Here is a 24,075-nt window from a genome sequence, read left to right as displayed (position 1 = left end):
CCCGCGCTTCTGTGGCGTGATACGCACAACGGCAAGGTCATTCCGGCACCCGGCCGTGCCTGCCGGGGCCCCGGGCCGTCTAACGTGGAGGCGATGCTCGCCGACCACCTCCGTCCGCCGGACGGCAAACCGTACGGGCCGCCCGACGCCAAGGGGCTCCTCGCCTTCGTCCTGCTGGGCGTCGCGGCCGTCTGGGACACCGCCATCGGCGCCAGCCGGCCCGCCTGGCTGGCCTGGTCCGGCCTGGCCGCGGCCGCCGCGCTGTACATGGCGGCGGTACTGCTGGCGTTCCGGGGACGTACCGCTCCCGCCACGGCGTCGCTCGCCGCGCTCGCCGCCGTGGTGACCGTCATGGCGGCCCGCTTCGGCGAGGGCTGGCTCTACCTGTTCCCGATGGTCGGCATCGCGTGCGGGACCGTGCTGTACGGCAGGCGTGTCCAGATCACCTTGCTGGCCCTGACCGCGGTGACGGCGCTGGTGGTGTGGGACGGCGGCGGGAACGTGGAGACGATCATGGCGTTCGCGTGGGGGACGTTCAGCGCCGGCATCGTCGCCGCCTTCATCCTGCACCTGCACGCCCTGATCGGCGAACTGCGGGACACCCGGCAGCGGCTGGCCGAGGCCGCCGTCGCCGAGGAGCGGCTGCGGTTCGCGCGCGACCTGCACGACCTGCTCGGGCACACGCTGTCGGTGATCGTGGTGAAGGCCGAGGCGGTGCGCCGCCTGGCCCCGAGCGATCCCGGACAGGTCCAGCGGCAGGCCGCCGACATCGAGACGGTCGGCAGGCAGGCCCTGGCCGAGGTCCGCGAGGCGGTCACCGGCTACCGCACGTCCAGCCTCGACGGCGAGCTGAACCGGGCCGCGGACACGCTGCGGACAGCCGGCGTCGAGCCGGTGGTGAGCAGGACCGGCGCCGCGCCGGGCGGTCAGGCACAGACGCTGCTCGGCTGGGTGGTGCGCGAGGGCGTCACCAACGTCATCCGGCACAGCGGCGCCACCCGGGCCGAGATCACCCTGGCGGGCCAGTCCGTCACGATCACCGACAACGGCCCCGCCACCTCCGCCGGCGAGGGTGGCAGCGGCTTGCGCGGCCTGGCCGAGCGCCTGTCCCAGGCGGGTGGCACGGTGGAGGCCGGTCCCCTGCCGCAGGGCGGCTGGCGACTGGCGGCCTCCATCCCGGAGACCGCCGACTGACGCCCCTCCAGCTCAGAACCCCGCGATCGGGGGAGAAAGGCGCCTGCCGGTGCGAGAAGGCTGGGTGACCGCGAGGAGCGCGGCGGCCCTGGCCGGGGAGTGCTCAGCGTCGCGCCGAGATCCGATTTCCCCCGGAGGCCGATCAGGCGCGATCAACCGAGTCGGGACACCTGGTAGTGGCTGATCAGCCACGCCTCGCCGATCCGGCGCACGATCACGCTGAGATTCACCGTCACCAGCGACCGGTCGGTGAAGGCGAAGTCGACGCCGAGGTAGCCGAGGATCAGATCGCCGGCGAGGCGCCGGGTTTCCAGGATGTCGTACACGGCAGTCAAGCCGATCGGCTGCGCGTCGTAGTACTCGGCCACGCTTTCCGGGCCGATGCTGTACGGGCGTAGGCCCTGGAAGATCGCGTCCTCGGTGAACAACGACGCGACGCGCTTCGGGTCGTGGTCGCCGATGGCGCGCTTCCACTGATCGAGAACGGTCCGGAGGATCTCAACCTCTGTGCCGGTCATGGGTGGCCTCCATTGCTGGGCGGGTGGTCGGGCAGGTCTCAGTTGTGCCGCCGCACCGGCCGCTGCGGCCTGTACGGCGAGGTCCGAGGTGGTCCGAGGAGGGGCGGGAAGCGGTGACGCGGCGCGCTGCCCTCGCGGTGTCCCCACGGCGTGGACTCAGTGGCCGGCGCTCTGGCCGCCGTCTACGTGCAGGATCTCCCCGGTGACGAACGGGGCGTTCTCCAAAAAGATGATCGCGTCGACGATGTCGCTGACCTCGCCCAGCCGACCGATCGGGTGCAGGCCGGCGAGGGCTTCGTGGGTCTCGGCCGGGTGCATCGGCGTCCGGATGACACCGGGCGAGACCGCGTTGACCCGGATGCCGCGGGCTGCGTACTCGATCGCCAGGGACCTGGTGACCGCGTTGAGACCGCCCTTGGTCAGCGACGCCAGAGCGGACGGCAGATTCATGTTGGGGTTGTCGACCAGGCTGGTCGAGATGTTCACGACATGCCCGCCGCCCTGGGCCATCATCGCGGTGATGGCCCGCTTCGAGACCTCGAAGAACCCGCGCAGGTTCACACCGGTCACCAGGTCGTAGTCCTCATCGGTGTAGTCGGTGAACGGCTTGGCCACGAAGACGCCGGCGTTGTTGATCAGCGTGTCGATGCGCCCGAACGCGGCCTGGCCCTGCTCGACGACGCGAGCGCCGACGGCCGGGTCGGCGATATCGCCCGCGACGGTCAGGATCATGGGGTCGTCGGACGGCGCGATGGAGCGGGAGTTCGCGACGACCGCGTAGCCGAGCTCACGGTACGCGGTCACGAGCGCGGCGCCGATGCCTTGGGACGCGCCGGTGATGGCGGCGACTTTCTGCGTGCTCATGGGTGTCTCTTTTCTTCTCGTACGGATGAGGGCGCGCGGCGCCGCACGGGTCGGCCTGTTCAAACGGTGGTCGTGTCTCCGGGCGCGAGGCTCCGGACACAGCCGGCCGGCCCGGTCAGCGGCCTCGCCCGCAATTCCCGATCACCGTCGTTGATCCCCCGATCAGACGCACCGTCACCACGGCCTTCCCCACTTGGCGGTCATACGTGAATACGGCCCCCGACCAGGGACGTCACCGGCATACGGCGATTTCGGTTGCCTACCCGTCCGGACTGCGGTTTCCCACCTCATGAGACCCGGTGTCCAGAAACGTGGACGTGCGGGACGAGAGGCTCACCTGCACGAACACCGTTCAGGAACGTAGGTCGAGAAGAGCGCGGCTCATTTCAGCCGATTCCGGTGACCGCCCCTACTCGGCCCGCCGCCGACACCAACAAGGCGCTCCTCCTCAATGCCGGGAGCGGACGGCTGACCGCCCCCGAGCGACCACCTGGTGCGCGGCCACACCGACCTGGTCACTCGGCGGGACACGTACTGACCACGGTCAACGAGCTCCGCGACCGCGGCATCAAGGTGGTGTCGCTGACCGAGAACTTCGATCTGGGCACGAAGGAGGGCCGATTCATGTTCGCGGTCCTGGCCGCGGCCGAGGAGTACGAGCCGGAGCTGCGCGCCGAGCGTCAGGCCGAGGGAATCGCCGCCAAGCGCCGCGAAGCCAGCGGCACCATGCTGCCCGGCAGGAAGAAGGCCGGCCGCCAGGGCCTTCGATGCCGACTTCCGCCGCGCGGGTCACCGCGTCGCCAGGGCCGCCTCTCGCGTGGCCGCGCGCCGGGCCACGGCGGCGGCGAAGGCGGAGATGACAGGGTGCGGGCGGCTGCCGTCGCCGGCCAGTTCGGGCTGGAAGAGGGTGCCGAGGAAGAACGGGTGGCCGGGCAGCTCCGCCACCCGCACCGTCCCGTCGTCGGCGTGCCCGGAGAAGACGAGTCCGTGGGCGGTCAGCGTCCGCTTGTGCGCCTCGTTGAGCCCGTAGGAGCAGTTGTAGGACTCGACCGTGTCGGTGACGCCCATGATGCTCTCGATCAGGGAGTCCGGCTCCAGCTTCACCACGGCTTCGTGGCCGGCCAGCGAGCACGCCAGAGGAGTCAGCAGGACGTCGGCGTCCTCGGCCGCGTTCTGGTATTCGGCGTGCGCGGCGTCCATCCCGCACACGTGGCGCGCGTACTCCAGCAGCAGGTGCTGGAATCCGGCGCAGGTGCCGAGGTAGGGGATGCCGTGCTCGCGGGCGGTGCGGATGGCGGCGACGGCGCCGGCCTCGCTGAGGTAGGGGCTGCCGGGCAGCATCCAGATGCCGTCGAACCCGTCGAGGTCGCCGGCGTCCGGGGTGGGGATCCAGTAGGGATCGAGCGCGATCCCGTCCCGCTCGCGCAGCGCTTCGATCAGCAGGGGGATGCGCACGTGCGAGCGTACGCCGGGCGAGCGGTCTGCGACCAGGGCGATTTTCATGCCTCCATGCTCGCCGACGACCAGGCTTAAGCGCCAACGATGATATCTGTACGTGCTATAAGCGTTGCTGATGGATCCTCACCTGGTGCGTACGTTCGTGGCCGTGGCCCGCCACGGCTCGTTCTCGGACGCCGCCGCCGAGCTCGGCTACACCCAGTCGGCGGTCTCCCAGCAGATCGCCGCGCTGGAGACCGACCTGGGCATGCCGCTGCTGCTGCGCCGCCCGGTCGCGCCGACGGAGGCGGGGGCGCGGCTGCTGGAGCATGCCGGGCCGCTGCTGATGCGCATCGAGGCCGCCCGCGCCGACGTGCTTCGCACCGCCGCGGCCCCGGCTCACCGGCTGACGCTGGCGGCGACACCGCTGGCGCTGAACGCGATGCTGGCCGTGCGGCTGGCACGGGGGCGGGCCGCTCAGCCGCGGCTGTCGGTGACGGTGTGTACGACCGGGCGGGCGGAGGTGGCCGGGCAGGTGGCACGCGGGCGGGCGGAGCTGGGGCTGGCCGACGGCATCACGGCGCCGAGCGACCCGCTGCGCCTGCCGGACGTGGGGCCGCTCACCACGGTGGGGGTGGCCGAGGAGCCGCTGGTGGTGGCGCTGCCGGACGATCATCCACTGGCGGGCCGGGCAGGGCTGCGGCTGGCCGACCTGGTGGACGCGCGCTGGCTGCAGACGCCGCTGTGCCCGGTGGAGCGGCTGCGGGACCTGGCGGGGGACGGTTTCCGGCCGGGCCTGGCCTACACGGGTGACGACGTGCACACAGTGCTGAATCTGGTGGCGGCGGGGCACGGGCTGACGTTGCTGCCGGCGTCGGTGGGGCTGGGCGTGCCGCTGGCCGCGCCCCGCCTGGTGCACCGGGTGGAGCTGCTGCACGGCGCCCTGCCGCCGGGCCCGGCGGCGGAGCTGGCGGCGGAGCTGGCGGCCTGACCGCGGCCCCGGCCGCCCGGGGGCGTGATTACCGCGGGGTGTGGGCGTGGACGAAGCGGGTGATGATCCGGGCGATGGCCTCGGGCTGCTCGGCGACCATGCCGTGGCCGGCGTCGATCTCCTGGATCTCGATGTTGGGTCGGGAGGCGGCCAGGTCGGCGAGGTCGCGGCGCAGGCCGGCGCGGAAGGCGTCCATGAGGGCGGACAGTGCGGGCGGCACGGGCGGGTTGCGGGTGGCGGCCACGATGAGGAAGGGGCTGGTGACCTCGCGGAAGATCGGCAGCGAGTCGGCGAACTCCGGCAGTTCGCGCAGCGCGCCGGTGATGCCGGGGCCCGGTCTCATCCAGGTGTGGCCGTCGCGTTCGGCCAGCCCGCGCGCGGCCGAGGCGACCCACGCGTCGGCGTCGACGCCCTGGGCGACGGCGAACGCACGCTGGCCCTGGAGGAACGCGTCGGCCTGCTCGACGGTCATGGGCCTGGCCATCATCTCGGCCTGGGTGGCGAAGGCCTCGTTCAGCACCGCCAGGTCCTGTTTGAGGCGTTCGGGGTCCAGGCCGGCGTAGTTGGCGGGGTGGGTGGCGGCGGCGCGGTGGCCGTCCAGGCTGACGGCGGCCGGGCAGGTGGGGTGGCGCCTGGCCCACATGCCGGCGAGCATCCCGCCGAGGGAGTGGCCGGCGACGGCTGGGGCGGTGGGCGCGAGCGCGGTCACCACCGTGTCGAGGTCGTCGAGGACGGCCTGCCAGGTCCATGGCCCGTCGCCGGAGTGGCCGTGCCCGCGCAGGTCCACGGTGACCACCCGGAAGGCGGCGGTGAGGTGCGGGACTGTCTGCTCCCAGTGGAGCAGGTTGCCGCCGGCGCCGTGCAGCAGCAGTAAGGGCGTGCCCGTGCCGCCGTGGTCGCGGACCGCGATGGGCACCGTCCCCGTGATCATCTGTTCGTCATCCATGGACCCCTCCGAGGTCTCGCGTGTCAAGTCGCTGGCGAATCGAGAGCGTGGTGACGCCGCCGTCCGGGTGCTGGCGCAGTTTGCCGCGCCGTACGAGGTCGTGGACGCCCTGCCGGGTGATGCCGAGCATGGCTCCGGCGACCGCGAAGGAGACCCGCTCGGCCGAGGGGTGGCCGACGCGGCGGGCGATGGCCCTGCCGAGCGGGGTGCGCCACCAGTCGGCGGGCGGGTCGAAGGCGGTGTCACCGGGGTAGAGCACCGCGACCAGGCGCACGCCCATGTACGTGGCGCGCTGCGGGTCGGGTCCGAGCAGCTCGGCCGCCCAGGTGTCGGCGTCGGCCCGGACCCGGTCGCGCATGGCCTCGATGGCGGGGTCGGCCTGCAGGAGGATGTCCAGCGGGTCCAGCAGCCTGCTGGTCACCAGCCGGACCAGGTCCTGCGCGAGCTCGGCCCGCTCGTCCTGCGGCATGCCGCCTCCTACGTCTCGCCCGACCACTGCTTGACGTACGATAGCAAGTACTTGACGTATGACGTCAAGTAATCAGGTCCAGCTTTCGACGCCTCCGGGGACGGGGGCGGCCGGGTCGTAGGGTTCGCGGGTGAAGATGAAGGTGTTGAGGTCGAGATGGTCGGGAGCGGCGCGCAGCGTCTCGCCGGCGTAGTAGCCGTCCAGACCCAGCCAGGTGCCGTCGTCCTGCGGCTCGAACCGGGAGGCGCGCCCTCCGCCGCGCATCGGCTCGAGCGACAGGCCGCCGTCGGGCAGCAGCCGCAGCACATAGGGGGTGGGGCCCCAGTGCCACAGCCCGGTCAGCGCCAGCAGGGCGGGGTCGGCGCCGCCGGGCCGCCACTCCTCGGGCAGCCGGGGCTCGTGCTCGTCGAGGATGCCGAGCAGGTCGGCGAGCAGGGTGCGGCTCATGCCGGAGGTGGTGTTGGCCATGAACAGCACGCCGACGCGGTCGGCGGGGTCGGCCCAGACGGTGGCCAGGAAGCCGGGCATGGAGCCGGTGTGCCCGGCCAGACGGCGACCGGCGTGCCGGGTGAGCTGCAGGCCGAGCCCGTAGCCGGAGGTCCAGGCGTCGGCGTCGTCGACGATGGCGGGCTCGCGCATCTCGGCGAGCGTGCCGGGCGACAGCACGCCGCCGGTGTCACCGGCGACGAACGCCGCCCAGCGGGCCAGGTCGGTGGTGGAGGACCAGAGCTGCCCCGCCGGCGACATGGCGACCGCGTCGTGCTCGGGCTCGGGCAGCAGCACGTCGGCGTAGGGGTGGACGGCGTAGCCGGTGGCGTGCGGGGGGCGCGGCCGGGCGGTGGTGGCGTCCATGCCGAGCGGGTCGAGCACCTCGGCCTGCACCGCCGTCAGCCACGGCATGCCGCGCAGCCGGGCGACGAGCTCGCCGAGCAGGGCGAAGCCGACGTTGGAGTAGTGGTAGCGGCGGCCCGGCCGGTGCTTGACCTCGCCGGGGCCGACGCGGGTGAGCAGGTCGGGCATCTCGACGCCGGGGGTGCGCTCCCACCAGGCGGTGGGCGGCTCGGCGGTCAGGCCGCTGGTGTGCGAGAGCAACTGGGCGATCGTCGCCTCGCCGAAGCGGGTGTCGGGCAGGTGCTTGCCGATCGGGTCGAGCAGATCGACCAGGCCCTCGTCGCGCAGCCGCATGACGGTGACGGCCACGACGCTCTTGGTGATCGACCCGATCCGGTACTGGGTCGCGGGCGTCGGCGGCTGCCCGCCCACCTGTCCGCGCCCCGCCTGCCATGCGATCTCGCCGTCGCGCACGATCGCCGCCGTCACCGACGGTATGCGGCATTCGGCCTGCTCGACGGCCAGCCTGCGCAGCAGCGCCCGCGCCGTCTGTTGTTCCACCTGACTCATGAGGGCCAAGCCTAATGGCCGGGCGGGAGCCGTTCAGGTGGGCGGGGCGGCGTCGAAGGCGTCGAGGATGAGCCGGGTGGCGTCCAGGTCACGGTTGGTGGCGCCGAGCCTGGGCACCTCGATCGGCCCCGGCCAGGTGTGGCCGCCGCCGTCGATCGCGTACAGGCGCACACTGGCGCCTTCGGCGCAGCCCTTCCACGTGCGCAGCAGCACGCCGGGGACGGGGGATGAGCGCGCGGGCGGCGAGGCGCAGCCGAGGGCGCCCGCCCAGCCGCCGGTCACCTGCTCGACCGGCTGCAGCGTCACCAGGTCGGCGAGCTTGCGCAGGTCGCCGGAGGAGTTGCGGAGCGGGTGGCCGCCCTCGTAGGGGACGACGCGGTCGGCGGTGCCGTGGAAGGCGACCAGCGTGGTGGGCCGCGGTTGCCGGCAGGGCTGGACGATGTTGACGCCGCCGACGGCCGCCGCCCCGGCCAGCCGGCCCTCCAGTCCGCACACCATCGCCGTGGCCATGCCGCCGCCGTAGGACAGGCCCGCGGCGAACTCGCGCCGCCGGTCCACGCACAGCCGCTGCTCCAGGCGGTCGAGCAGAGCGCCGAGGAAGCCGGTGTCGTCGGGGCCGTAGGTGTGCGGCAGGGTCCAGGCGAGCCGGTCCTCGGCCACCTGCGGGGTGGCGACGATGTAGCCGCGCCGGGCGCCGACCTCGGGCAGACGGCTGTAGGCGGCCTGCTGGCGGGCGGTGGAGCCGAGCCCGTGCAGGTTGAGCAGCACCGGGTGCGGCCCGTCGCCTTCGGGCAGTGACAGCAGGAAGGCGCGGGTGCCGCCGCCGAACTCCAGCTCGTGCCGCCCCGCCTTCAGCCGCGGCCCGCCCGCGCATCCGGCCGGCGGCGCCGCCGACGGGGCGGCCGAGACGGAGGGCCTGTCGGGCACGGGCGGGCGCGCACCGCAGTCGGCCGCCACCAGCAGCACCGGCAGCAGCGCCGCCGACGCCACCCCGAACACGCGCGCGATCATCAAGCCTCCAGACTGCCACACGACCTTCTCGCGCGCCGAGCGGTCCCGCGCTCGTGGTGGCCGCGATCTCGTTCGGCGATCGGGCTGCTGTCGGACGAGCGACAGGCGCGGGACGGGAGCCTGGCCGGACTCGTACGTACGTCACAGACACGTGACCGGCGAGGGCGCAGACGCTGGTCCCCTGATCGGGGTCAGGTGTCCTGGGGGAGCGGCATGCCGAGGATCGAGGCGAGGGCGGGGTTGTCCGGCTCGTAGAGGGCGAGCGGGTCGGCGCGGGCCGCGGCGTCGAGGGCGTGGGCGTCGTCGCCGACCAGGATGCGCCAGGTGCCGGCGCGGACGCCGTCGAGGATGACGGTCGCGGCGTCGGCGGCCGACAGCGGGGCGTTGTCGCGGAAGCCCTCGCCCATGGCCTTGATCGTCGAGCGGACCATGTCGTCGCTCACCTGCCCGGCGGGGAGGCCGGAGCCGGCGGCGATGAGCGCGCGGGCCTCCTCGATCTCCTCGCCGGTCATGTCCTCCGGTTCCGAGCCGCCGTGCGCCCGACGGGAGTTGATCACGATGTCGGTGCCGACGTGGCCGGGCATCGCGAGCGCGACCCGTACGTGGGGGGCGTTGACGCGGAAGTCCGCCAGCATCGCCTCGGAGAAGCCTTTGACGGCGAACTTCGCGCTGCTGTAGGCGGTGTGCGGGATGCCGGGGCCGAGGGAGGCCCAGAACCCGTTGACGCTGCTGGTGTTGACGAGACAGCCCTCGTCGCTCGCGATCAGCAGTGGCACGAAAGCGCGCGAGCAGTTGTACACCCCGCCCCAGCACACGTTGAACGTGCGCTCCCACTCGGCTTGCGGGCTGGTGACGAAGCTGCCGCCGCCGCCGATGCCCGCGTTGTTGAACAGCAGGTTGATGTGCCCGGTCTCGTGCCGTTCCACGACCTCGTCGCGGAACCTGCGCACCTGGGCGGCGTCCGACACGTCGCAGCGGTGGGTGGTGACGCGCACGTCCCCGGCCGCGGTCTTGCGGGCGCGCTCCGCCGTGTCGGCCAGGTTGACGTCGTTGACGTCGCATGCCGCGACCGAGCAGCCTTCGGATGCCAGCTGGACGACCAGCTCGCGCCCCATCCCGGTGCCGCCTCCGGTGACGACGGCCAGCTTTCCCGCGAACGATCTCATGGAGCAGTCCTTTCGCCGCAGTTCACCATCCCACGTGCCGGACAGGTGCTCAATGAGCGGCTCGGAATCCGTGGAGAGCCGGTCCACGGTTACGAAAAAGTGCGTTCTCCCCGCCGAGGGCGTCGGCGCTCATGCTCGTTCCATGACCATCATCAAGGGCCTGGATCACCTGCCCTTCCCCGAGGATCCGCACAACTACAAGCCGAACTCGCGTTACCGCCTGGTGCTCGATCCGGTCCGCCCCGATGGCGACTACGTCAAGGACCTGGTGCTGAACTTCGAACATCTCGCGCCGGACGAGATCATCCCGGTGCACGTGCACACGAACGAGGAGGTGCTGATCATCGATGAGGGGGAGGCGGAGGCATTCTACGACGGCGAGTGGCAGACTGTCGGCCCAGGCGCGGTGATCATGGTGCCGCCCGGGGTCGCCCACGGGTTCCGCAACACGTCGGGCGGCACGGTCAGGCTCCACGCCGTGTTCGCCGGGCACGTGGTCGGCACCCGGCTGCTGGAGCGCAGCCCCGCTCCCGGCACGCAGGACGAGCCTCTGCCCGCGCCGTACATCATCGACTTCCGCGCCCCGGCCTGAGGCAGGACCGCGGGGTGTCACCACCAGCGCCCGGAGTCATCCGGGCGCGCCGGTTCGCGCCGCCCGGGCGTCGAAGCCGGCACGGGCGGCGTCGATCTGGTCGAGGTTGTGCTCGGCCCAGGTGACCAGGCCGCCCACGACGCCGAGCAGGGTGCGGCCCATCGTGGTGAGCGTGTACTCGACGTGCGGCGGCATGACGGGATGGACGGTTCGCGGTCGAGGATCTCGCGTGCCCGGCACGCCGCCGGCGGGTGGACGAGGGGAATGCTCGTGATCATCTCCGTGGTCGGTCCGCGGCCAGGTCCTCCAGCGCCCGCAGGCTCGGCAGTACCCGCTCGGTGTCGGGGTCGATCCGTCCGGCGCGGGTGTCCTCGGGCTGTCCGGCCCAGTGCCGCAGGGCCTGCAGGGGGGTCAGGCCGGTGGCCTTGGCCCAGCGTAGTCTCTGCACCCAGGCCACGCCCGCGTTGACGCCGGCGTCGCCCGCGTCCCGCCGCGCGACGTATTTCGCGGCCTCGTCGGTGGTGGACGCCCACAGGTAGCCGAGGACGGTGCCGCCCATGCCGACGGGTACGAACCGGACGGCGGAGTCCGTCGTCCGGGCGTAGCTCTCGGGTGAGAAGGTGGTGCGGAATCGCGGTTCGTCCTCGCGTGACACTGTCGTCTCTCCTTACTCCTGCGGGAGCACCCAGCCGTAGACGTGCCAGACGCCGTCGCGGTGCCGGACGTCCTCGACGAACCAGGACCGGTCCCTGCCCAGCAGCAGCTCGCGCTCCCGCTTGAACGTGCTGATCGGGCCGAGGTAGATCGCCGGAGTTCCCTCGGGCACTCGCAGATGCAAATACACCTCACTTCGGTCGACAGACGGTCTCGTACCAAGATTGGTCGACATGAACCCCGGGTCTCTCTGTACGGTGCCCGGCAGTTCGTCCAGGGGGCCGGCGAAGGAGAAGCGGTCCACTCCCCGGTGGACGTCGATCGTCTGGGGCAGCGGACGGACACGGGTGGCCGCGTCGATGTGCTCGGCCTGCCTCAAGATCGACTGCCTGTGATCGGGCCACAGCGCGTCGTCCCGCAACACGGCGTTGATCTCGTAGGACGTACTGATGTACTCCCTGAGCGCGTTCAGCTGATCGTCCGTCAGGCTCATGACGACGCGGCCCCAGACCGTGGTGCCGAACGTCGCCGCGACCATCCGTGCCCCGAAGGGTTCGTCGAGGTGGACATGCCTTCCCGGCCCGAAGGGAAGGTGGCTCGAGGCCAGGAAGTTCTGGAGCGAACCGGCGAACGTTCGGGTCCCCTCGGCGGTGAGGCCGCTGTAGGGAAACGGTTGCGGGGCGGGCGCGTGAGGCGTCACCGGGCCGTTGATCAGCGAGTCGATGCTGGGGCGAGCTCCTGGGGCGGTCGTGCCGGAGATCGGCTCCGGCCTGACGGCCGCCGGTCCGTGGCCGTCTGCGCCGGTGACGGGAGAGGGGCCGGCGGGGGCGTCTGCCGGTCTCGCGGCCGGATGGGCGGTCTGCGCGAGCTCCGACAGACCCCGCCCGAAGGCGGAGGCCGTGTTGTGGGCGGCAGCCGCCGCGGTGGGAGGGTGGGCGGCGGCGAGGTCATGGATGCCTCCCGCCCGCTGCGGCGCGTCGCCGGTGACCGGCGCCGGGTGGAGCCACGGCGTCGCCGGACCGCTCCCGGAGGGGCCGCCCATCGCATGCGGGGTGGCATCGCCGCCGTTGCCGGCCCCCGAAGGAGTCCCGCCGCCCACGGTGCCCGTCGAGGGATTCCAGCTCGCCCAGTGCGCGTCCGCCCCGCCGACGAATCCGGCGGTCACGTTCATCAACACCGTCCGGAGCATGTTCTCGTCCAGCGGCCGGCCGCTCAGCAGCTCCGCGGTCCCGGCGGTGGCGCCGCCTGCCAGCCCCGAGCGCGTCATCAGCCCCCACATCGACCGGGTGGGGAAGAAGCCGGTGAACCCGGTCAGGAACGCCCCCGTCAGCGCGCCCGTACCCGCGGACGCCAGCACCTGCTCCCAGTCGATGTCGTCGCGGCGCGACTGCGAAGCCTGCACCGCCAGGTCCATCCCGCCGAGCAGCGCGCCGAACAGGCCCACGTTGATGAGCAGCCGCTCGCCCAGTTGCGCGATGGCCATCCTGGTCAGCTGCAGCCGCGGCCCGATCATCGCCAGCGACACCCCGCCCCACGGGCCCATCGCCGCCGCGAGCAGCCAGGCGATCTGGAAGATCAGGAACCAGACCGACACCTCGATCATCCGTTTGGTGTACTCGACCTGCACGCCGACCCGGTTGAACTCCAGCGCCGCCGCCACCAGCCGCTCCACCAGCTCCAGCCGCGTGCCGCCCCACACGCCGCGCGCGAACGTGAGGAACTCCTCCAGCGCCGCGCCGTCCCAGTCGTCGCCACGTGCCGCGATCGGCTCCGGCCCGTCCTGTGACATGACGTTCCTCGCCGACGCCGCGCACGCGTCAGCGAGCCGAAAACAGCCCGACTCGTCGCCTTCAGGCCATCGCGTCCCCACCGCCCAGCCCACATACGGCTTGGCCCAGTCCGGCACCAGAAGGCCGTCGAAGCCCATGCCGGCTCAGCCTCCGGTGGTGCGGGAGATACCGTGCTCGGCCGTGTCGTACGTCCACGCGTTCTCGCCGAGCCTGTCGCGGATGCCTTCGGCCTCCGTCACGCAGGCGTCGAAGGCGTCCATGATGCCGTCCCGGATCTGTGGGAGCCGCTTGGCCAGCTCCGCGCCGTACTGGTCGTGGCCGAGGGGGTTGCCTTCGAACAGGAACTCGTCCCTCAGCGTGTTCCTCTGCCGGAGCATGGTCTCCGCGTCCCCGTCGGCGTGGCCGGCGCGCGAGCGCAGCCCCGACGTGCGCACGAGGTAACCCGGCGGCGGAGTCACTGGCGGGCCTCGACCTCGATCGGCTGGGGCAGCAGCGCCTCCAGCGAGGCGTCCTCGCCGAAGAACTCCTGCAGCGGCAGCCCTTCGGGGACGAACGGCGCCATCAGCTCCTTGGTCCGCTCCGCCACCTCACCCGTGGCCGCCGAGACCTGCTCGACGATCGAATCGGCCAGCTCCGAGGGGGAAAGTTTCGCGTAGACGCGCGGATTGAGCTCGATCCGCCGCACCTGGCCTCGCGGGCCCACCGTCACGGTCACCATGCCGTCCCGCGACCGCCCGACCGCTGTCAGCTCGCGCAGCTCCGCATAGGCCTGCTTCAGCTGCGCCGCCTGGCGGTTGTACTCCCTGGCCATGTCCTCCATGGCCAGGCGGAACTCCTCGCCCATTCACATCCGTCCCATCAGCCCCACCGCGCCTCACAAGATTTCTTACCACCGTTCACCGAGGGCGCAGGTGCTGCCTGGTCATGCGGACGGGCAGAGTTCAAGCACACGACACCTTCCGTACATCGGCAGAGGCGGCGTCTACGACGGCTCGCTCACAGCTCCCGGCTGAGAGCCGGGCGGCAGGCACACCGTGAGGGCGCCCGGGGCCACCTTGGCCTTGAGCCGGGTGACGGCCTCACGGTCGCCGCCGTCGAGCTCGTACAGCAGCGGGGAGCCGAACCGGGCGGACACCTTCCTGGCGCGGGTGACGCGGACGAACGGCGAGTTCTCCGAGCGGCCGGTGGCCATCCGGCCGAGCACGCGGGCCCACTGGACCGGGCCCTGGGCGGTGGAGACGCCCACCTCCAGCCAGCCGTCGTCCGGCCGGGCGTCGTCGAACGCCTCGATGCCGCCGGCGATCGTGCCCACGTTGCCCAGCAGCAGGCAGCTCGCCTCGCCCTCGAACCAGACCGCGCCGTCGACCTTGACCGTCATCGGCACCAGCGGCCCGCCGACGTGCCGGACGGCCGCCTTGACGTAGCTCATCTTGCCGAGCCGCTGCTTCTCCTGCCCGTCGGCGTCGGCGATCATCTCGGCCTCGAACCCGGCTCCCGCCATCACCGCGAAGTGCTCGCCGTTCAGCAGCCCGAGGTCCAGCCTCTCCCGGCGGCCGTGGAAGCCGATCCGGACCGACTCCTCCAGGTCGGTGGGGATGCCGACGTTGCCGGCGAAGAGGTTCGCGGTCCCCGCCGGGAGGATCGCCATCGGCACCCCGGAGTGGGCCAGCGCGCCGGCGCAGCGTTGCACCATGCCGTCGCCGCCCCACACGAACACCAGCTCGGCGCCCGCCTTGAGGGCCTTGCGGACCTTCTTCGGCGCCTTCCTGCTCTTCGGCACCTCGTACCAGAGCAGTTCGCCGACATCCTCTTCGCTGATCAGCATGCGGAGCCTGTCCAGGCCCGCGCCGAGGGTCTTCTTGCGATGCGCGACAACGGCGACGGTGCGGCCGGTAGTGGGGGACATGCACTCCGACTACCCCCGCCGAAGCCGTTCAAAGGTCAACTTCGGGAGCGCCTCCCGGGCCTTCCGGCGATCTCGATCATGAGCTGTTTCACGCATGGTCGGGCAGCCCGTCCTGGCGCGGCCTCTCGCCGGGGTGCCGGCCCAGGCGGGTGCCGCGCCAGGGGTCGCGTCGATGATCTGCAGGCGGTACATCAGGTCTTGTTCAGGTAGGTGAGGACAGCAAGGTCGCGATGACGGCCGGGTCCATGGCGGTCCCGCCATCGGCGACGCGTTCCAGGGCATCGATGAACTGATCGGCGTCGAACACGCTCTCTTTGAGGAGATAGCCGATGCCGCCAGGAGTTCGCGGGCATACAGCTGTTCGACGTGCTGAGAGAGGATCAGGACCGGCAGTCCAGGCAGTTCGCGGCGGGCGGCGAGAGCTGCCCTCAGGCCCTCGTCCGACTGGGTCGGCGGCATGCGGACGTCGACGATGGAGACATCCGGCCGCCACGTCAGCAGCGCGTCGAGCGTCTCGGGTCTCGCCGTCGCCACCACCTCGTGTCCGTACGCCTTGAGGAGGCGGATCATTCCGTCACGCAGGAGGTAAAGGTCCTCGGCCACAACGATGCGCATGGCACCATCATCCTTGCGCTGGTCGGACCGCCTGACGGGCTGGTGATCTCCAGGGTGCCGTCGAAGACCGCGAGGCGGCGGCGTAGCCCCGCGAGGCGGCGGCGTAGCCCCGCGAGCCCGCCGTCGGCTCGCACGCCGGCCCCGCCCCGGCCGTCGTCTTCGACGTCAACGACGATGCCGGTGTCGTCCCGGGCGATGAAGATTCGCGCCCGGGACGCATGGGCGTGCTTGACCGCGTTGGTCAACAGCTCGGCGATCCCGAAGTACTTGAGGGCGTCGCGGCTGGTGCGCTCGTAGCTGACCGAGCGAGGGCTCGGGGGATGACGGTGGCGGTCCATCTCGCGACGAGGAAGCGGACCATTATGTCTCTTCCTTCGCTTTCCGTTCGGTGCTTCCACTGTGCACCGCGCGGAGCCCGCTACTGCCCTGGTCAGCCGGGAAGTGGGGCTACCCCCACCCACCCGTGCGTCCAGGCCGATACCGGGCAACTCGTTCGGTTCCCAACGTCGGCACCACGACCGGCGAATGGAAGGAAGAGCATGGGACCCCCAGCCGCACCACGGCCGAGGCCGGCCACGTCTACCACCCGAACACCCAACCAGGCAAGGTGAAGGAATTCGTCGTGGCCTACGGCGCGCTCAGTGCCGCGGTCCTCATCGTGGTCGTCATCCTCTCGGTCACGGGCCGCGAGGTGACTGCGTTCATGTGGGGCCGAACCGGCGGAATGTTCGCGAGCGCCGCTTTCCTCAAGTCACTCTGAACTGCCGCACCGAAACGCAGTCACCGAGGCTCAAAGGGGATCCATGAGCGAGCGATCAGCATGCGCGTCAGGCAGAGCAGCGAATATCGAGTATCACTGACTGTCGCATGTCAGGCACGGTCCGAATACTCTCAAAGTTTCATATTAATGCTATCACGAACGACGCAATTGCCGAAGGGTGAAATGCCAGGTCACAGCGGGTAAAGATACGCTGTCCCAGACAATTTTGAGGGCGATGCTGAAGGGAGTCAGGGCACGTACTCCTCGGTCGTCGAGGAGAAATCGCGAGCCCGCAATTCAGGAAGGGCTGTATGCCCATCACAACAAAGCCCGGCCGGGCCACCGCCGTTTCCCTCATCATCGCGCTGGCCGCCACCCTCGTGGCCGTGCCGGCCAGCGCTTCGACCGCAGACATTCCCAACTTCACCCACGCCCAGGACACCAGTGACTGGAACTCCGACGACAAGGGGGCGGAGGCCACCTGTCCCAACGGGACGCACGTACTCAGCGGGGGCGCCTGGGTCAGCGACGGCGCGGCCAGTGCGAGCGGCGACATCGTCATCGACGAGATCATTCCGAGCGCTGACAAGGTCAAGGTGTTCGGGGTCGAGGGCAACTCCACTTCGAGCTCATGGACGATCACGGCGTGGGCGGTCTGCGGCACTGTGCGCGGGGCCATTCGTACGCGCTCCGTGGAAACTGGGCGATACTCGCCGCCGTACCACGCGCTGACCGTCACCTGCGAGCCGGGCGAGTGGCTGCTCGGCGCCGGATACGAACTCGACGGCGCTCGCGGCGGCGCCAGAATGGCCGCGCTCGTCCCGACACTGAACAGTGTGTACGGGGCAGCGAACGAACAGGCCACAACGTATCCCCTCGATTGGTCGCTCCGGGTGTACGCGATCTGCGCCGACGAGCCGCCCGCCGGGCTGTGGATCTACTCGGAGACCAGTCCCAGCAGCGCCGAGCCCAAGCGGGTCGAAGCCGCCTGTGGGGGAGCCGGTGACAGGCAGGTAGCCCTGGGGAGCGGGTTCGAGATCGACGGCGGCGTCCGCGGTGGGATCGCCCTCGACGCGTTCTACTCGATCAACACGTTGGCCCGGGTCGAAACAGCCGAGATGCACGGCGACGACAGAGAGTGGAGCGTGACGGCGTACGTCATCTGCGCCTGGGAGGACTGACAGCGCACGGTGAGCTGACCCCTGTCCATCACGGCGAAATGGCCGGGCGGCCCCACGCGGGGCCGTCCGGCCCTTCTCACCGACGACTCATGCCGGGCGCCGCTCGTCGATCCACTGTCGCAACGTGCCGACGCACTGCTCGTTGTACGGCTCCAGCCACTGCCGGACGCTCCTGTGGGTGCTGAGGTAGAGGCTGAACGCGGGAATCCGTGTCCAACGCGGCCATCCCTTCTCGCCCCTCCACCACAGATCCGTCTTGCCCGTCCAGGTACGGCGGACGTCGATGACCCTCTCGGCCGGCACCCGGCGGGTCCACATCACGTTGTGCACCTTGACCTCGGCGTCGGTGCAGGTGACGCCCACGAACGCCGCCCGCGCCACGGCCAGGACGCCGACCGCCAGCAGGGGCACCGAGACGACGGCCACCGCCACCAGGACGACTGACGATGCATGGACCAGGTGCTCCGGCAGCGAGCGGCCGTCCTCGACACCCAGCACGGTCGTCGCCCAGAACAGGCCGAGCGCCATGTGAACGAGCCCTCCCAGAGCCACGCAGCCACGCACGATCGGGTGCGCCCGCAACTTCATCTCCCCATGATGAGCGCTGCGCCAACCCGCGGCTGCCCCGCCTGCGATCATGGATCTTGAGCAGGTCCTTGAGCGCCTGCTGGAGCTTCTTCACTTGCCGCGCCGAAGAGAGCAGGAGATCAACTAGGACACGGGGTAAGTAGAATCGTCCGCGTGGATCTGGACGACACCGCCGCCCGGCTCGGGGTATCCGTCGAGGACGTCGACCGCGTGCACCGGCTCGCCGGCGACCGGCCGTCCGCTCCGCTGCCCGCCAAGGCCGACGCGCCCGCGATCCTCGACCGGCTCGCGGTGCCGCCGCCCGACGCCGCCGAGATCATGGCGGGCTGGCCCGACCCCGACTCTCCACTGTGGACTCCGGAGCTGCGCTGGCTGCTCGACCGCTCGATCGCCCTGGTCCGCGCCGATCTCGGGGGCCACGGCTGGCTGTCGCCCGGTCCGGAGTTGCCGCGCGAACGGGGCCCCGCCTGGCGGCATCTCTACGTGTACGCGTACCTGGCCCTGGTCGACGTCGTCACGAGGTACCACCGCGACCACGGCATCGCCGATGCCGTGTCGTGGGTGACCCTCGCGGATCTGGGCCGCAACCTCGCGATCGACCGCCGGATGCACCGCGAGGGCTGGCCGGTCATGCAGAGCTGGCTGACGCTGCACGCGCGCGGCGGCGTCTACGAGCTGGGCCGGCTGCAGCACCATCGCGGCGGCACCACCATCGACCTGCACATCCCCGAGTCGGGGCCGATGACCCCGGAGGCGATCGCGGCGTCGCTCGACGAGGCCCGCACGTTCTTCCCGCGCCACTTTCCCGACGAGCGCTACACGGCGTTCTCCTGCGGCTCGTGGCTGCTCGACCCGCAGCTGCAGGAGTACCTGCCCGGGGACTCCAACATCGTCCGGTTCCAGCGGAGGTTCGAGCTGGAGCCCTACGAGGAGCCGGAAGGGCCGGACGCCGACGTTGAGGTGCTGCGGTTCGTGTTCCGCACCCTGACCACGCCGCTCGACCAGCTGCCGCGCCGCACCGTGCTCCAACGCGCGATCGTCGACCACCTGAAGGCCGGCCGCCACTGGCACTGGCGCCGCGGCCGCTTCCCGATCTAGCAGGGCCGATGCCCATGGCCTGGACAACAAGACGAGCGAGCGGTGGTGGGTCACTCTGCACTCGGAGGTGAAGCGCGGCGCCCACCTGTCCGGGCAGGAACGCGGACGAGGCCTACGGCCAGGACCACAAGTTCCGCCTGCCAAGGGGCCGCGCCTGTATGACTGGGCGATGGCCACCCTGCCACCCCACGCCGACGACCATCTGGGCGGGCCCGGTGGCTTCCAGCGGTGGCTGCTGGTGCGCCGAAGTCTCACACCGAACGAACAAGGCGAGCTGGAGAACGCCTTCTACCTGTGCTTCGGACCTGCGGGCACCCCGCTGGATCAGCTTGTGCGCATCGCCGGCCCACGCTGGGCCATCGAGGAGTGCTTCCAGTCCGCCAAGAACGAGGTCGGCCTGGACCAGTATCAGGTCCGCCGCTACGACGGCTGGCACCGCCACATCACCCTGGCCATGCTCGCGCACGCCTACCTCGCCGTCACCGCCGCCCACGCCCCAAAAGCACGTGCGCGTTGCGGAATCTGTAGAGGGCTGCTGCGTGGGCGGGTGGTGCGCCGACGAACGAGAAGCTGGCAACGGTGGTGGCGGTGGCGAGGATCGCCTTGAGTTTGGTGTTGACCATCATGGCGGCAGGCTACGTGGGATGGACTTTAAATCGCTTTAATGCCGATATATCCCCTATAGATCTTGCATGGGTCATGCTGGCGGTGTGTGGGGTGATTTTGTGGGCGCCGCCCCGCGAGGATGCCAACGGGGAGCGAGACACCCGCGCCAAGCGCGAAAAAGATCCATTGATGACCACCTGAGTGAAACCGATCTAGCCTGGGCCGACCTGACAGGGGCCGACCTCGCTGGGGCCGATCTGCGCGGGACCGACCTGAGCGAGACAAAGGGGCTCTCCGACTCAAGATTGCTGAAGAAGCTCTCCCAGTGGGATGCGACAACGACATTCTAGGAACCCGGAGGGAACCCAGCCTGATCGAAATCAGGCCGCATTGTTCGCGTTGCCCTCCGGCGCTGCCCGTTGATGATCGCCGCCAATTCCTCCATGTACCGGCCGCCCGGGACGTAGGCGGCGCGGGCCGCCTCCTCCGGTGACAGGGCGTCGCGGCGGGCGCGCGCCTCAGCAAGGATCCGGCCGGCAGCGGCGAGCGCATCCTCACGGGTCTTCATGACGACAGGTTCCCACGCCTTCCACACAGATACACACCAGAGCACACGGGCAGTGACAGCATCGGGCATGCGGCTTCCGGGGTTCCAGCAGATAGTTCGGCGCTGCTCTACCCTGGCCCCGAAGCGGTCGAAAGAAGGGGTTTTCGGTGAAGCCTGGCGCGGATGGTCCTCCCGGTTCACACCTTGAAGCCGTCCTGGAGCGCATCACCTACGCCAACGAGGAGACCGGCTACACGATCGCGCGGATCGCGACCGCCCGGTCCGGGGCCGAGCTGCTGACGGCGGTGGGGCCGCTGCTGGGCGCGCAGGTGGGCGAGTCGCTGCGGCTGACCGGCCGCTGGACCTCCCATCCCCGCTACGGCAAGCAGTTCGAGGTGTGGTCGTACACCACGGTGCTGCCCGCCACCGTGCAGGGCATCCGCCGCTATCTCGGCTCCGGCCTGATCAAGGGGATCGGCCCCAAGATGGCCGAGCGGATCGTCGACCACTTCGGCACCGACACCCTCGAGGTGATCGAGGGGGAGCCGCAGCGGCTGGTGGAGGTGCCGGGCCTGGGCCCCAAACGCACCAAGATGATCGCCGCCGCCTGGGAGGAGCAGAAGATCATCAAGGAGGTGATGATCTTCCTGCAGGGGGTCGGCGTCTCCACCTCGATCGCGGTGCGCATCTTCAAGCAGTACGGCGAGCAGTCGATCGACGTCGTGCGGGCGCAGCCGTACAAGCTGGCCGACGACGTGTGGGGGATCGGCTTCAAGACCGCCGACACCATCGCCCAGGCCGTCGGCATCCCGCACGACAGCCCCGAGCGGGTCAAGGCGGGCCTGCGCTACACCCTGTCGCAGGCCGCCGACGACGGCCACTGCTACCTGCCCGCCCCCAACCTGATCGGCGACGCCGTCAAGATCCTGGAGGTGGAGGCGCCGCTGGTGGCCACCTGCCTGGAGGAGCTCGTCGCCGAGGAGGGCGCGGTGCGCGAGCAGATCCCGGCCGGTGACAACCTCGTCCCGGCCGTCTACCTGCCGCCCTTCCACCGCGCCGAGCTGTCCCTGGCCGGAAGCCTGCTGACGCTGCTGCACGGCGGCCACGACCGGCTGAAGGCGTTCGCCGACGTCGACTGGGAGGCGGCCGAGGGGTGGCTGCAGGGCAAGACCGGCGCGGAGCTGGCCGCCGAGCAGCGTCAGGCCGTCCGGCTGGCCCTCACGCACAAGGTCGCGGTGCTGACCGGCGGTCCCGGCTGCGGCAAGAGCTTCACCGTGCGCTCCATCGTCACCCTGGCCCGCGCCAAACGCGCCAAGGTGATCCTGGCCGCCCCCACCGGCCGGGCCGCCAAGCGGCTGGCCGAGCTGACCGGTCACGAGGCCACCACCGTGCACCGGCTGCTGCAGCTGCGCCCCGGCGGTGAGGCCACCTTCGACCGCGACAATCCCCTGGACGCCGACCTGGTCGTGGTCGACGAGGCGTCCATGCTGGACGTGCTGCTGGCCAACAAGCTCGTCAAGGCCGTCGCGCCCGGCGCGCACCTGCTGTTCGTCGGCGACGTCGACCAGCTGCCCTCCGTCGGGGCCGGCGAGGTCCTCAAGGACCTGCTCGCCGCCACGGACCTCCCTCGCGTGCGGCTCACCCAGATCTTCCGCCAGGCGCAGGAGTCCGGGGTCGTCGTCAACGCCCACCGCGTCAACACCGGCCGCCATCCGGTGCTGGAGGGGATGAAGGACTTCTTCCTGTTCCCGTGCGAGGAGCCGGAGGAGATCGCCGCCATGACCGTGGACGTGGTGGCCCGGCGCATCCCGCGCAGGTTCGGCCTCGATCCGCGCCGCGACGTCCAGGTGCTCGCCCCCATGCACCGCGGCGCCGCCGGAGCCGGCGCCCTCAACATCGCCCTGCAGGAGTCGCTGACCCCCGCCCGCGACGGCATGCCCGAACGCCGCTACGGCGGCCGCGTCTTCCGCGTCGGTGACAAGGTCACCCAGCTGCGCAACAACTACGACAAGGGCGCCGCCGGCGTGTTCAACGGCACCGTCGGCATCGTCACCGACATCCGGCCCGACGACAGCGCGCTGAGCGTGCTCACCGACGAGGACGAGCAGGTCGAGTACGCCTTCGACGAGCTGGACGAGCTCGCCCACGCCTACGCCGTCTCCATCCACCGCTCCCAGGGCAGCGAGTACCCGGCCGTGGTCATCCCGCTGGCCACCAGCGCCTGGATGATGCTGCAGCGCAACCTGCTCTACACCGCCATCACCCGGGCCAAGAGGCTCGTCGTGATCGTCGGCTCGCGCCGTGCCCTGGCTCAGGCCGTACGGACGAAGGGTGCGGGACGGCGGCACACGAGCCTCACCCACCGGCTGGACCGGCCCTGATCGGGGGTTAAGTTGTTTACCGGGCCTTGACCCTTTCTGACCTGGGGCTCGCTACGAGAAGTGATCTAAATGTGACCGAACTCTCCCAAACTAATCCGCGTCATACATGCAGGAGCATTAAGGTTTTTAGTGCGTTGCGTGATAGTGGGGGAGAGGGTCCGTGTTGAACGTTGAGACCGGCTGGAGAAAGGCCGTCGCAGGTGTGGCCCTGGCCACCGCGGCAGCCCTGACAGCCTCGTGCTCCGGCGGCGCCCCCGGCGCAGGCCCGGCCGCCTCCGAGGCGACCGCCTCCGCCACCCCCGCGGCCCCCACCATCTCCATCACCCCCGAAGAGGGCAGCGCCAAGGTCAGCCCCGACAAGAAGGTCGTCGTCACCGCCGCCGGCGGCCCCCTGGACGAGGTCGTCGTCGAAGGCGACGGCGAGCAGATCGAGGGCAAGTACAGCTCCGACAAGACCCGCTGGATCTCGCGAACCCCCCTGAAGCCGTCCGCCAGCTACAACGTCACGGCCAAGTCCGGCGTCACCACCGCCGCCAGCACCTTCACCACCGTCAAGCCCGCGCGCGTGCTGCAGATCGCCGACGTCACCCCCAACGTCAAGGGCGAGACCGTCGGCGTCGGCATGCCGATCATGGTCAGGTTCAACCAGCCCGTCACCAACAAGTCCACCGTCGAGCGCGCCCTGAAGGTCGAGGCGGAAAAGCCCGTCGACGGCGCCTGGCGGTGGATCGACGACAGCTTCGCCATCTACCGCCCCGCCAAGTACTGGCCCGCCCACCAGAAGGTCACCTTCAACGCCGAGCTCGACGGCGTCAAAGCCGGCAAGGGCCTGTACGGCATGAAGGACTACGACTACAGCATGAAGATCGGCGCCAAGATGATCTCCAAGATCAGCGCCTCCAAGCACATGATGTACGTCTACCGCGACGGCAAGCGCGTGCAGACCATGCGCATCAGCGCCGGCATGGCCACCACCCGCGAATACACCACCACCTCGGGCGTCCACCTCACCATGGAGCGCGCCAGCCCGGTCCGCATGATCTCGCCCGGCCGCAAGAAGGGCGACCCCGGCTACTACGACGTCATGATCGACCACGCCGTGCGCATCTCCAACAGCGGCGAGTACGTCCACGCCAAGAACAACACCTGGGCCCAGGGCGTCCGCAACGTCAGCCACGGCTGCATCAACGCCCGCCCCGACCAGGCCCGATGGTTCTACGACGAGTTCCAGCGCGGCGACGTCGTCGAGATCACCGGCACCAACCGCGCGCTCGAGTGGAACAACGGCTGGGGTTACTGGCAGATGTCGTTCAAGGAGTGGAAGAAGGGCAGCGCCCTCGACGGCGACGCCTGACCTGAC

27 protein-coding genes and 3 pseudogenes are annotated in these 24,075 nt (G+C 70.7%); 12 read left to right on the top strand and 18 right to left on the bottom strand.

What is annotated here, in order from left to right; translation table 11 throughout:
• The first annotated feature begins 93 nt into the window (after nucleotides 1–93).
• Nucleotides 94–1,194 (top strand): sensor histidine kinase, encoded by a 1,101-nt coding sequence (locus V5E28_RS12415; protein ID WP_336206963.1) that lies wholly within the window; start codon nucleotides 94–96, stop codon nucleotides 1,192–1,194.
• Between the two features lie 152 nt (nucleotides 1,195–1,346).
• Here the strand turns inward: V5E28_RS12415 and V5E28_RS12410 are convergent, their stop codons facing one another.
• On the bottom strand, nucleotides 1,347–1,712 hold the full coding sequence (locus V5E28_RS12410; protein ID WP_336206962.1) for a nuclear transport factor 2 family protein: 366 nt from the start codon (nucleotides 1,710–1,712) through the stop codon (nucleotides 1,347–1,349).
• Nucleotides 1,713–1,868: 156 nt separating this feature from the next.
• Complete coding sequence (locus tag V5E28_RS12405; RefSeq protein ID WP_336206961.1) at nucleotides 1,869–2,576, bottom strand: SDR family NAD(P)-dependent oxidoreductase; 708 nt, start codon at nucleotides 2,574–2,576, stop codon at nucleotides 1,869–1,871.
• 399 nt (nucleotides 2,577–2,975) lie between these two features.
• Between V5E28_RS12405 and V5E28_RS49510 the strand changes: the two are divergent.
• Nucleotides 2,976–3,278: pseudogene (locus tag V5E28_RS49510) on the top strand (recombinase family protein); the annotation flags it as partial.
• Nucleotides 3,279–3,365: 87 nt separating this feature from the next.
• Here the strand turns inward: V5E28_RS49510 and V5E28_RS12400 are convergent.
• On the bottom strand, nucleotides 3,366–4,079 hold the full coding sequence (locus tag V5E28_RS12400) for a CTP synthase C-terminal region-related (seleno)protein (RefSeq protein ID WP_336206960.1): 714 nt from the start codon (nucleotides 4,077–4,079) through the stop codon (nucleotides 3,366–3,368).
• Between the two features lie 85 nt (nucleotides 4,080–4,164).
• On the opposite strand from V5E28_RS12400, the gene V5E28_RS12395 reads away from it, so the two are divergent.
• On the top strand, nucleotides 4,165–5,004 hold the full coding sequence (locus V5E28_RS12395) for a LysR family transcriptional regulator (RefSeq protein WP_336206959.1): 840 nt from the start codon (nucleotides 4,165–4,167) through the stop codon (nucleotides 5,002–5,004).
• Nucleotides 5,005–5,032: 28 nt separating this feature from the next.
• Here V5E28_RS12395 and V5E28_RS12390 read toward each other — a convergent pair whose 3' ends face one another.
• The 5 genes from V5E28_RS12390 to V5E28_RS12370 form a co-directional block, all read right to left on the bottom strand.
• Complete coding sequence (locus tag V5E28_RS12390; RefSeq protein ID WP_336206958.1) at nucleotides 5,033–5,950, bottom strand: alpha/beta fold hydrolase; 918 nt, start codon at nucleotides 5,948–5,950, stop codon at nucleotides 5,033–5,035.
• Complete coding sequence (locus V5E28_RS12385; protein ID WP_336206957.1) at nucleotides 5,943–6,419, bottom strand: hypothetical protein; 477 nt, start codon at nucleotides 6,417–6,419, stop codon at nucleotides 5,943–5,945. Before V5E28_RS12385 ends, V5E28_RS12390 begins: the two co-directional genes overlap by 8 nt.
• 72 nt (nucleotides 6,420–6,491) lie before the next feature.
• Nucleotides 6,492–7,820 carry a serine hydrolase domain-containing protein gene (locus tag V5E28_RS12380; protein WP_336206956.1) on the bottom strand — a complete coding sequence of 443 codons (1,329 nt, stop codon included), beginning with the start codon at nucleotides 7,818–7,820 and terminating at the stop codon, nucleotides 6,492–6,494.
• A gap of 33 nt (nucleotides 7,821–7,853) precedes the next feature.
• The gene (locus tag V5E28_RS12375) at nucleotides 7,854–8,831 is read right to left on the bottom strand and encodes an alpha/beta hydrolase family esterase (protein ID WP_336206955.1); all 978 of its coding nucleotides are present in this window, start codon (nucleotides 8,829–8,831) and stop codon (nucleotides 7,854–7,856) included.
• Between the two features lie 191 nt (nucleotides 8,832–9,022).
• Nucleotides 9,023–9,997, bottom strand: a complete 975-nt coding sequence (locus tag V5E28_RS12370; RefSeq protein ID WP_336206954.1) for an SDR family NAD(P)-dependent oxidoreductase — start codon at nucleotides 9,995–9,997, stop codon at nucleotides 9,023–9,025.
• A gap of 142 nt (nucleotides 9,998–10,139) precedes the next feature.
• Here V5E28_RS12370 and V5E28_RS12365 point away from each other — a divergent pair, with 142 nt between their 5' ends.
• Nucleotides 10,140–10,589 carry a cupin domain-containing protein gene (locus tag V5E28_RS12365; protein ID WP_336206953.1) on the top strand — a complete coding sequence of 150 codons (450 nt, stop codon included), beginning with the start codon at nucleotides 10,140–10,142 and terminating at the stop codon, nucleotides 10,587–10,589.
• A gap of 36 nt (nucleotides 10,590–10,625) precedes the next feature.
• On the opposite strand, the gene V5E28_RS12360 is transcribed toward V5E28_RS12365, so the two are convergent.
• The 8 genes and pseudogenes from V5E28_RS12360 to V5E28_RS12325 form a co-directional block, all read right to left on the bottom strand.
• Nucleotides 10,626–10,829 (bottom strand): winged helix-turn-helix transcriptional regulator, encoded by a 204-nt coding sequence (locus V5E28_RS12360; protein ID WP_442945798.1) that lies wholly within the window; start codon nucleotides 10,827–10,829, stop codon nucleotides 10,626–10,628.
• A 34-nt stretch (nucleotides 10,830–10,863) separates the two neighbouring features.
• Nucleotides 10,864–11,244: a hypothetical protein gene (locus tag V5E28_RS12355; RefSeq protein WP_336206951.1), complete on the bottom strand. Its 381-nt coding sequence runs from the start codon at nucleotides 11,242–11,244 to the stop codon at nucleotides 10,864–10,866.
• Nucleotides 11,245–11,256: 12 nt separating this feature from the next.
• The gene (locus tag V5E28_RS12350; protein ID WP_336206950.1) at nucleotides 11,257–13,170 is read right to left on the bottom strand and encodes an ADP-ribosyltransferase; all 1,914 of its coding nucleotides are present in this window, start codon (nucleotides 13,168–13,170) and stop codon (nucleotides 11,257–11,259) included.
• 6 nt (nucleotides 13,171–13,176) lie between these two features.
• Nucleotides 13,177–13,467, bottom strand: coding sequence for a hypothetical protein (locus tag V5E28_RS12345; protein ID WP_336206949.1), 291 nt, complete (start codon nucleotides 13,465–13,467; stop codon nucleotides 13,177–13,179).
• A 20-nt stretch (nucleotides 13,468–13,487) separates the two neighbouring features.
• On the bottom strand, nucleotides 13,488–13,877 hold the full coding sequence (locus tag V5E28_RS12340; protein ID WP_336206948.1) for a YbaB/EbfC family nucleoid-associated protein: 390 nt from the start codon (nucleotides 13,875–13,877) through the stop codon (nucleotides 13,488–13,490).
• A 138-nt stretch (nucleotides 13,878–14,015) separates the two neighbouring features.
• The gene (locus tag V5E28_RS12335) at nucleotides 14,016–14,939 is read right to left on the bottom strand and encodes a diacylglycerol/lipid kinase family protein (RefSeq protein WP_336206947.1); all 924 of its coding nucleotides are present in this window, start codon (nucleotides 14,937–14,939) and stop codon (nucleotides 14,016–14,018) included.
• 214 nt (nucleotides 14,940–15,153) lie between these two features.
• Nucleotides 15,154–15,554 (bottom strand): annotated as a pseudogene (locus V5E28_RS12330) (response regulator); the annotation flags it as partial.
• On the bottom strand, nucleotides 15,506–15,892 hold the full coding sequence (locus V5E28_RS12325) for an ATP-binding protein (RefSeq protein WP_336206946.1): 387 nt from the start codon (nucleotides 15,890–15,892) through the stop codon (nucleotides 15,506–15,508). The pseudogene V5E28_RS12330 and the gene V5E28_RS12325, both read right to left, overlap by 49 nt.
• A gap of 269 nt (nucleotides 15,893–16,161) precedes the next feature.
• On the opposite strand from V5E28_RS12325, the gene V5E28_RS12320 reads away from it, so the two are divergent.
• On the top strand, nucleotides 16,162–16,314 hold the full coding sequence (locus V5E28_RS12320) for a hypothetical protein (protein ID WP_336206945.1): 153 nt from the start codon (nucleotides 16,162–16,164) through the stop codon (nucleotides 16,312–16,314).
• Between the two features lie 311 nt (nucleotides 16,315–16,625).
• Entirely contained in the window at nucleotides 16,626–17,495 is an 870-nt protein-coding gene (locus V5E28_RS12315) for a hypothetical protein (protein WP_336206944.1), read from the top strand.
• A gap of 87 nt (nucleotides 17,496–17,582) precedes the next feature.
• On the opposite strand, the gene V5E28_RS12310 is transcribed toward V5E28_RS12315, so the two are convergent.
• On the bottom strand, nucleotides 17,583–18,083 hold the full coding sequence (locus V5E28_RS12310) for a hypothetical protein (RefSeq protein WP_336206943.1): 501 nt from the start codon (nucleotides 18,081–18,083) through the stop codon (nucleotides 17,583–17,585).
• 153 nt (nucleotides 18,084–18,236) lie between these two features.
• Here V5E28_RS12310 and V5E28_RS12305 point away from each other — a divergent pair, with 153 nt between their 5' ends.
• The 4 genes and pseudogenes from V5E28_RS12305 to V5E28_RS49505 all read left to right on the top strand — a co-directional run bounded on the left by V5E28_RS12305 (nucleotide 18,237) and on the right by V5E28_RS49505 (nucleotide 20,137).
• Nucleotides 18,237–19,181 carry an acyltransferase domain-containing protein gene (locus V5E28_RS12305; RefSeq protein ID WP_336206942.1) on the top strand — a complete coding sequence of 315 codons (945 nt, stop codon included), beginning with the start codon at nucleotides 18,237–18,239 and terminating at the stop codon, nucleotides 19,179–19,181.
• 139 nt (nucleotides 19,182–19,320) lie between these two features.
• Nucleotides 19,321–19,788: pseudogene (locus V5E28_RS12300) on the top strand (hypothetical protein); the annotation flags it as partial.
• A complete protein-coding gene (locus tag V5E28_RS12295; RefSeq protein ID WP_336206941.1) occupies nucleotides 19,770–19,988 on the top strand; it encodes a hypothetical protein in 219 nt (72 codons plus the stop codon). The pseudogene V5E28_RS12300 and the gene V5E28_RS12295, both read left to right, overlap by 19 nt.
• Nucleotides 19,892–20,137 carry a pentapeptide repeat-containing protein gene (locus V5E28_RS49505; RefSeq protein ID WP_442945808.1) on the top strand — a complete coding sequence of 82 codons (246 nt, stop codon included), beginning with the start codon at nucleotides 19,892–19,894 and terminating at the stop codon, nucleotides 20,135–20,137. Before V5E28_RS12295 ends, V5E28_RS49505 begins: the two co-directional genes overlap by 97 nt.
• Here V5E28_RS49505 and V5E28_RS12290 read toward each other — a convergent pair.
• Nucleotides 20,134–20,355: a hypothetical protein gene (locus tag V5E28_RS12290; RefSeq protein WP_336206940.1), complete on the bottom strand. Its 222-nt coding sequence runs from the start codon at nucleotides 20,353–20,355 to the stop codon at nucleotides 20,134–20,136. The genes V5E28_RS49505 and V5E28_RS12290 overlap by 4 nt on opposite strands.
• 146 nt (nucleotides 20,356–20,501) lie before the next feature.
• Between V5E28_RS12290 and recD2 the strand changes: the two genes are divergently transcribed.
• Nucleotides 20,502–22,715: an SF1B family DNA helicase RecD2 gene (gene recD2, locus V5E28_RS12285; protein WP_336206939.1), complete on the top strand. Its 2,214-nt coding sequence runs from the start codon at nucleotides 20,502–20,504 to the stop codon at nucleotides 22,713–22,715.
• A gap of 160 nt (nucleotides 22,716–22,875) precedes the next feature.
• Nucleotides 22,876–24,069: a L,D-transpeptidase gene (locus V5E28_RS12280; RefSeq protein WP_336206938.1), complete on the top strand. Its 1,194-nt coding sequence runs from the start codon at nucleotides 22,876–22,878 to the stop codon at nucleotides 24,067–24,069.
• The last annotated feature ends 6 nt before the right edge of the window (nucleotides 24,070–24,075 follow it).

The organism is Nonomuraea sp. LPB2021202275-12-8 (assembly GCF_037044575.1).
GTDB lineage: Bacteria > Actinomycetota > Actinomycetes > Streptosporangiales > Streptosporangiaceae > Nonomuraea.
This window is presented reverse-complemented; position numbering and strand designations above follow the sequence as displayed.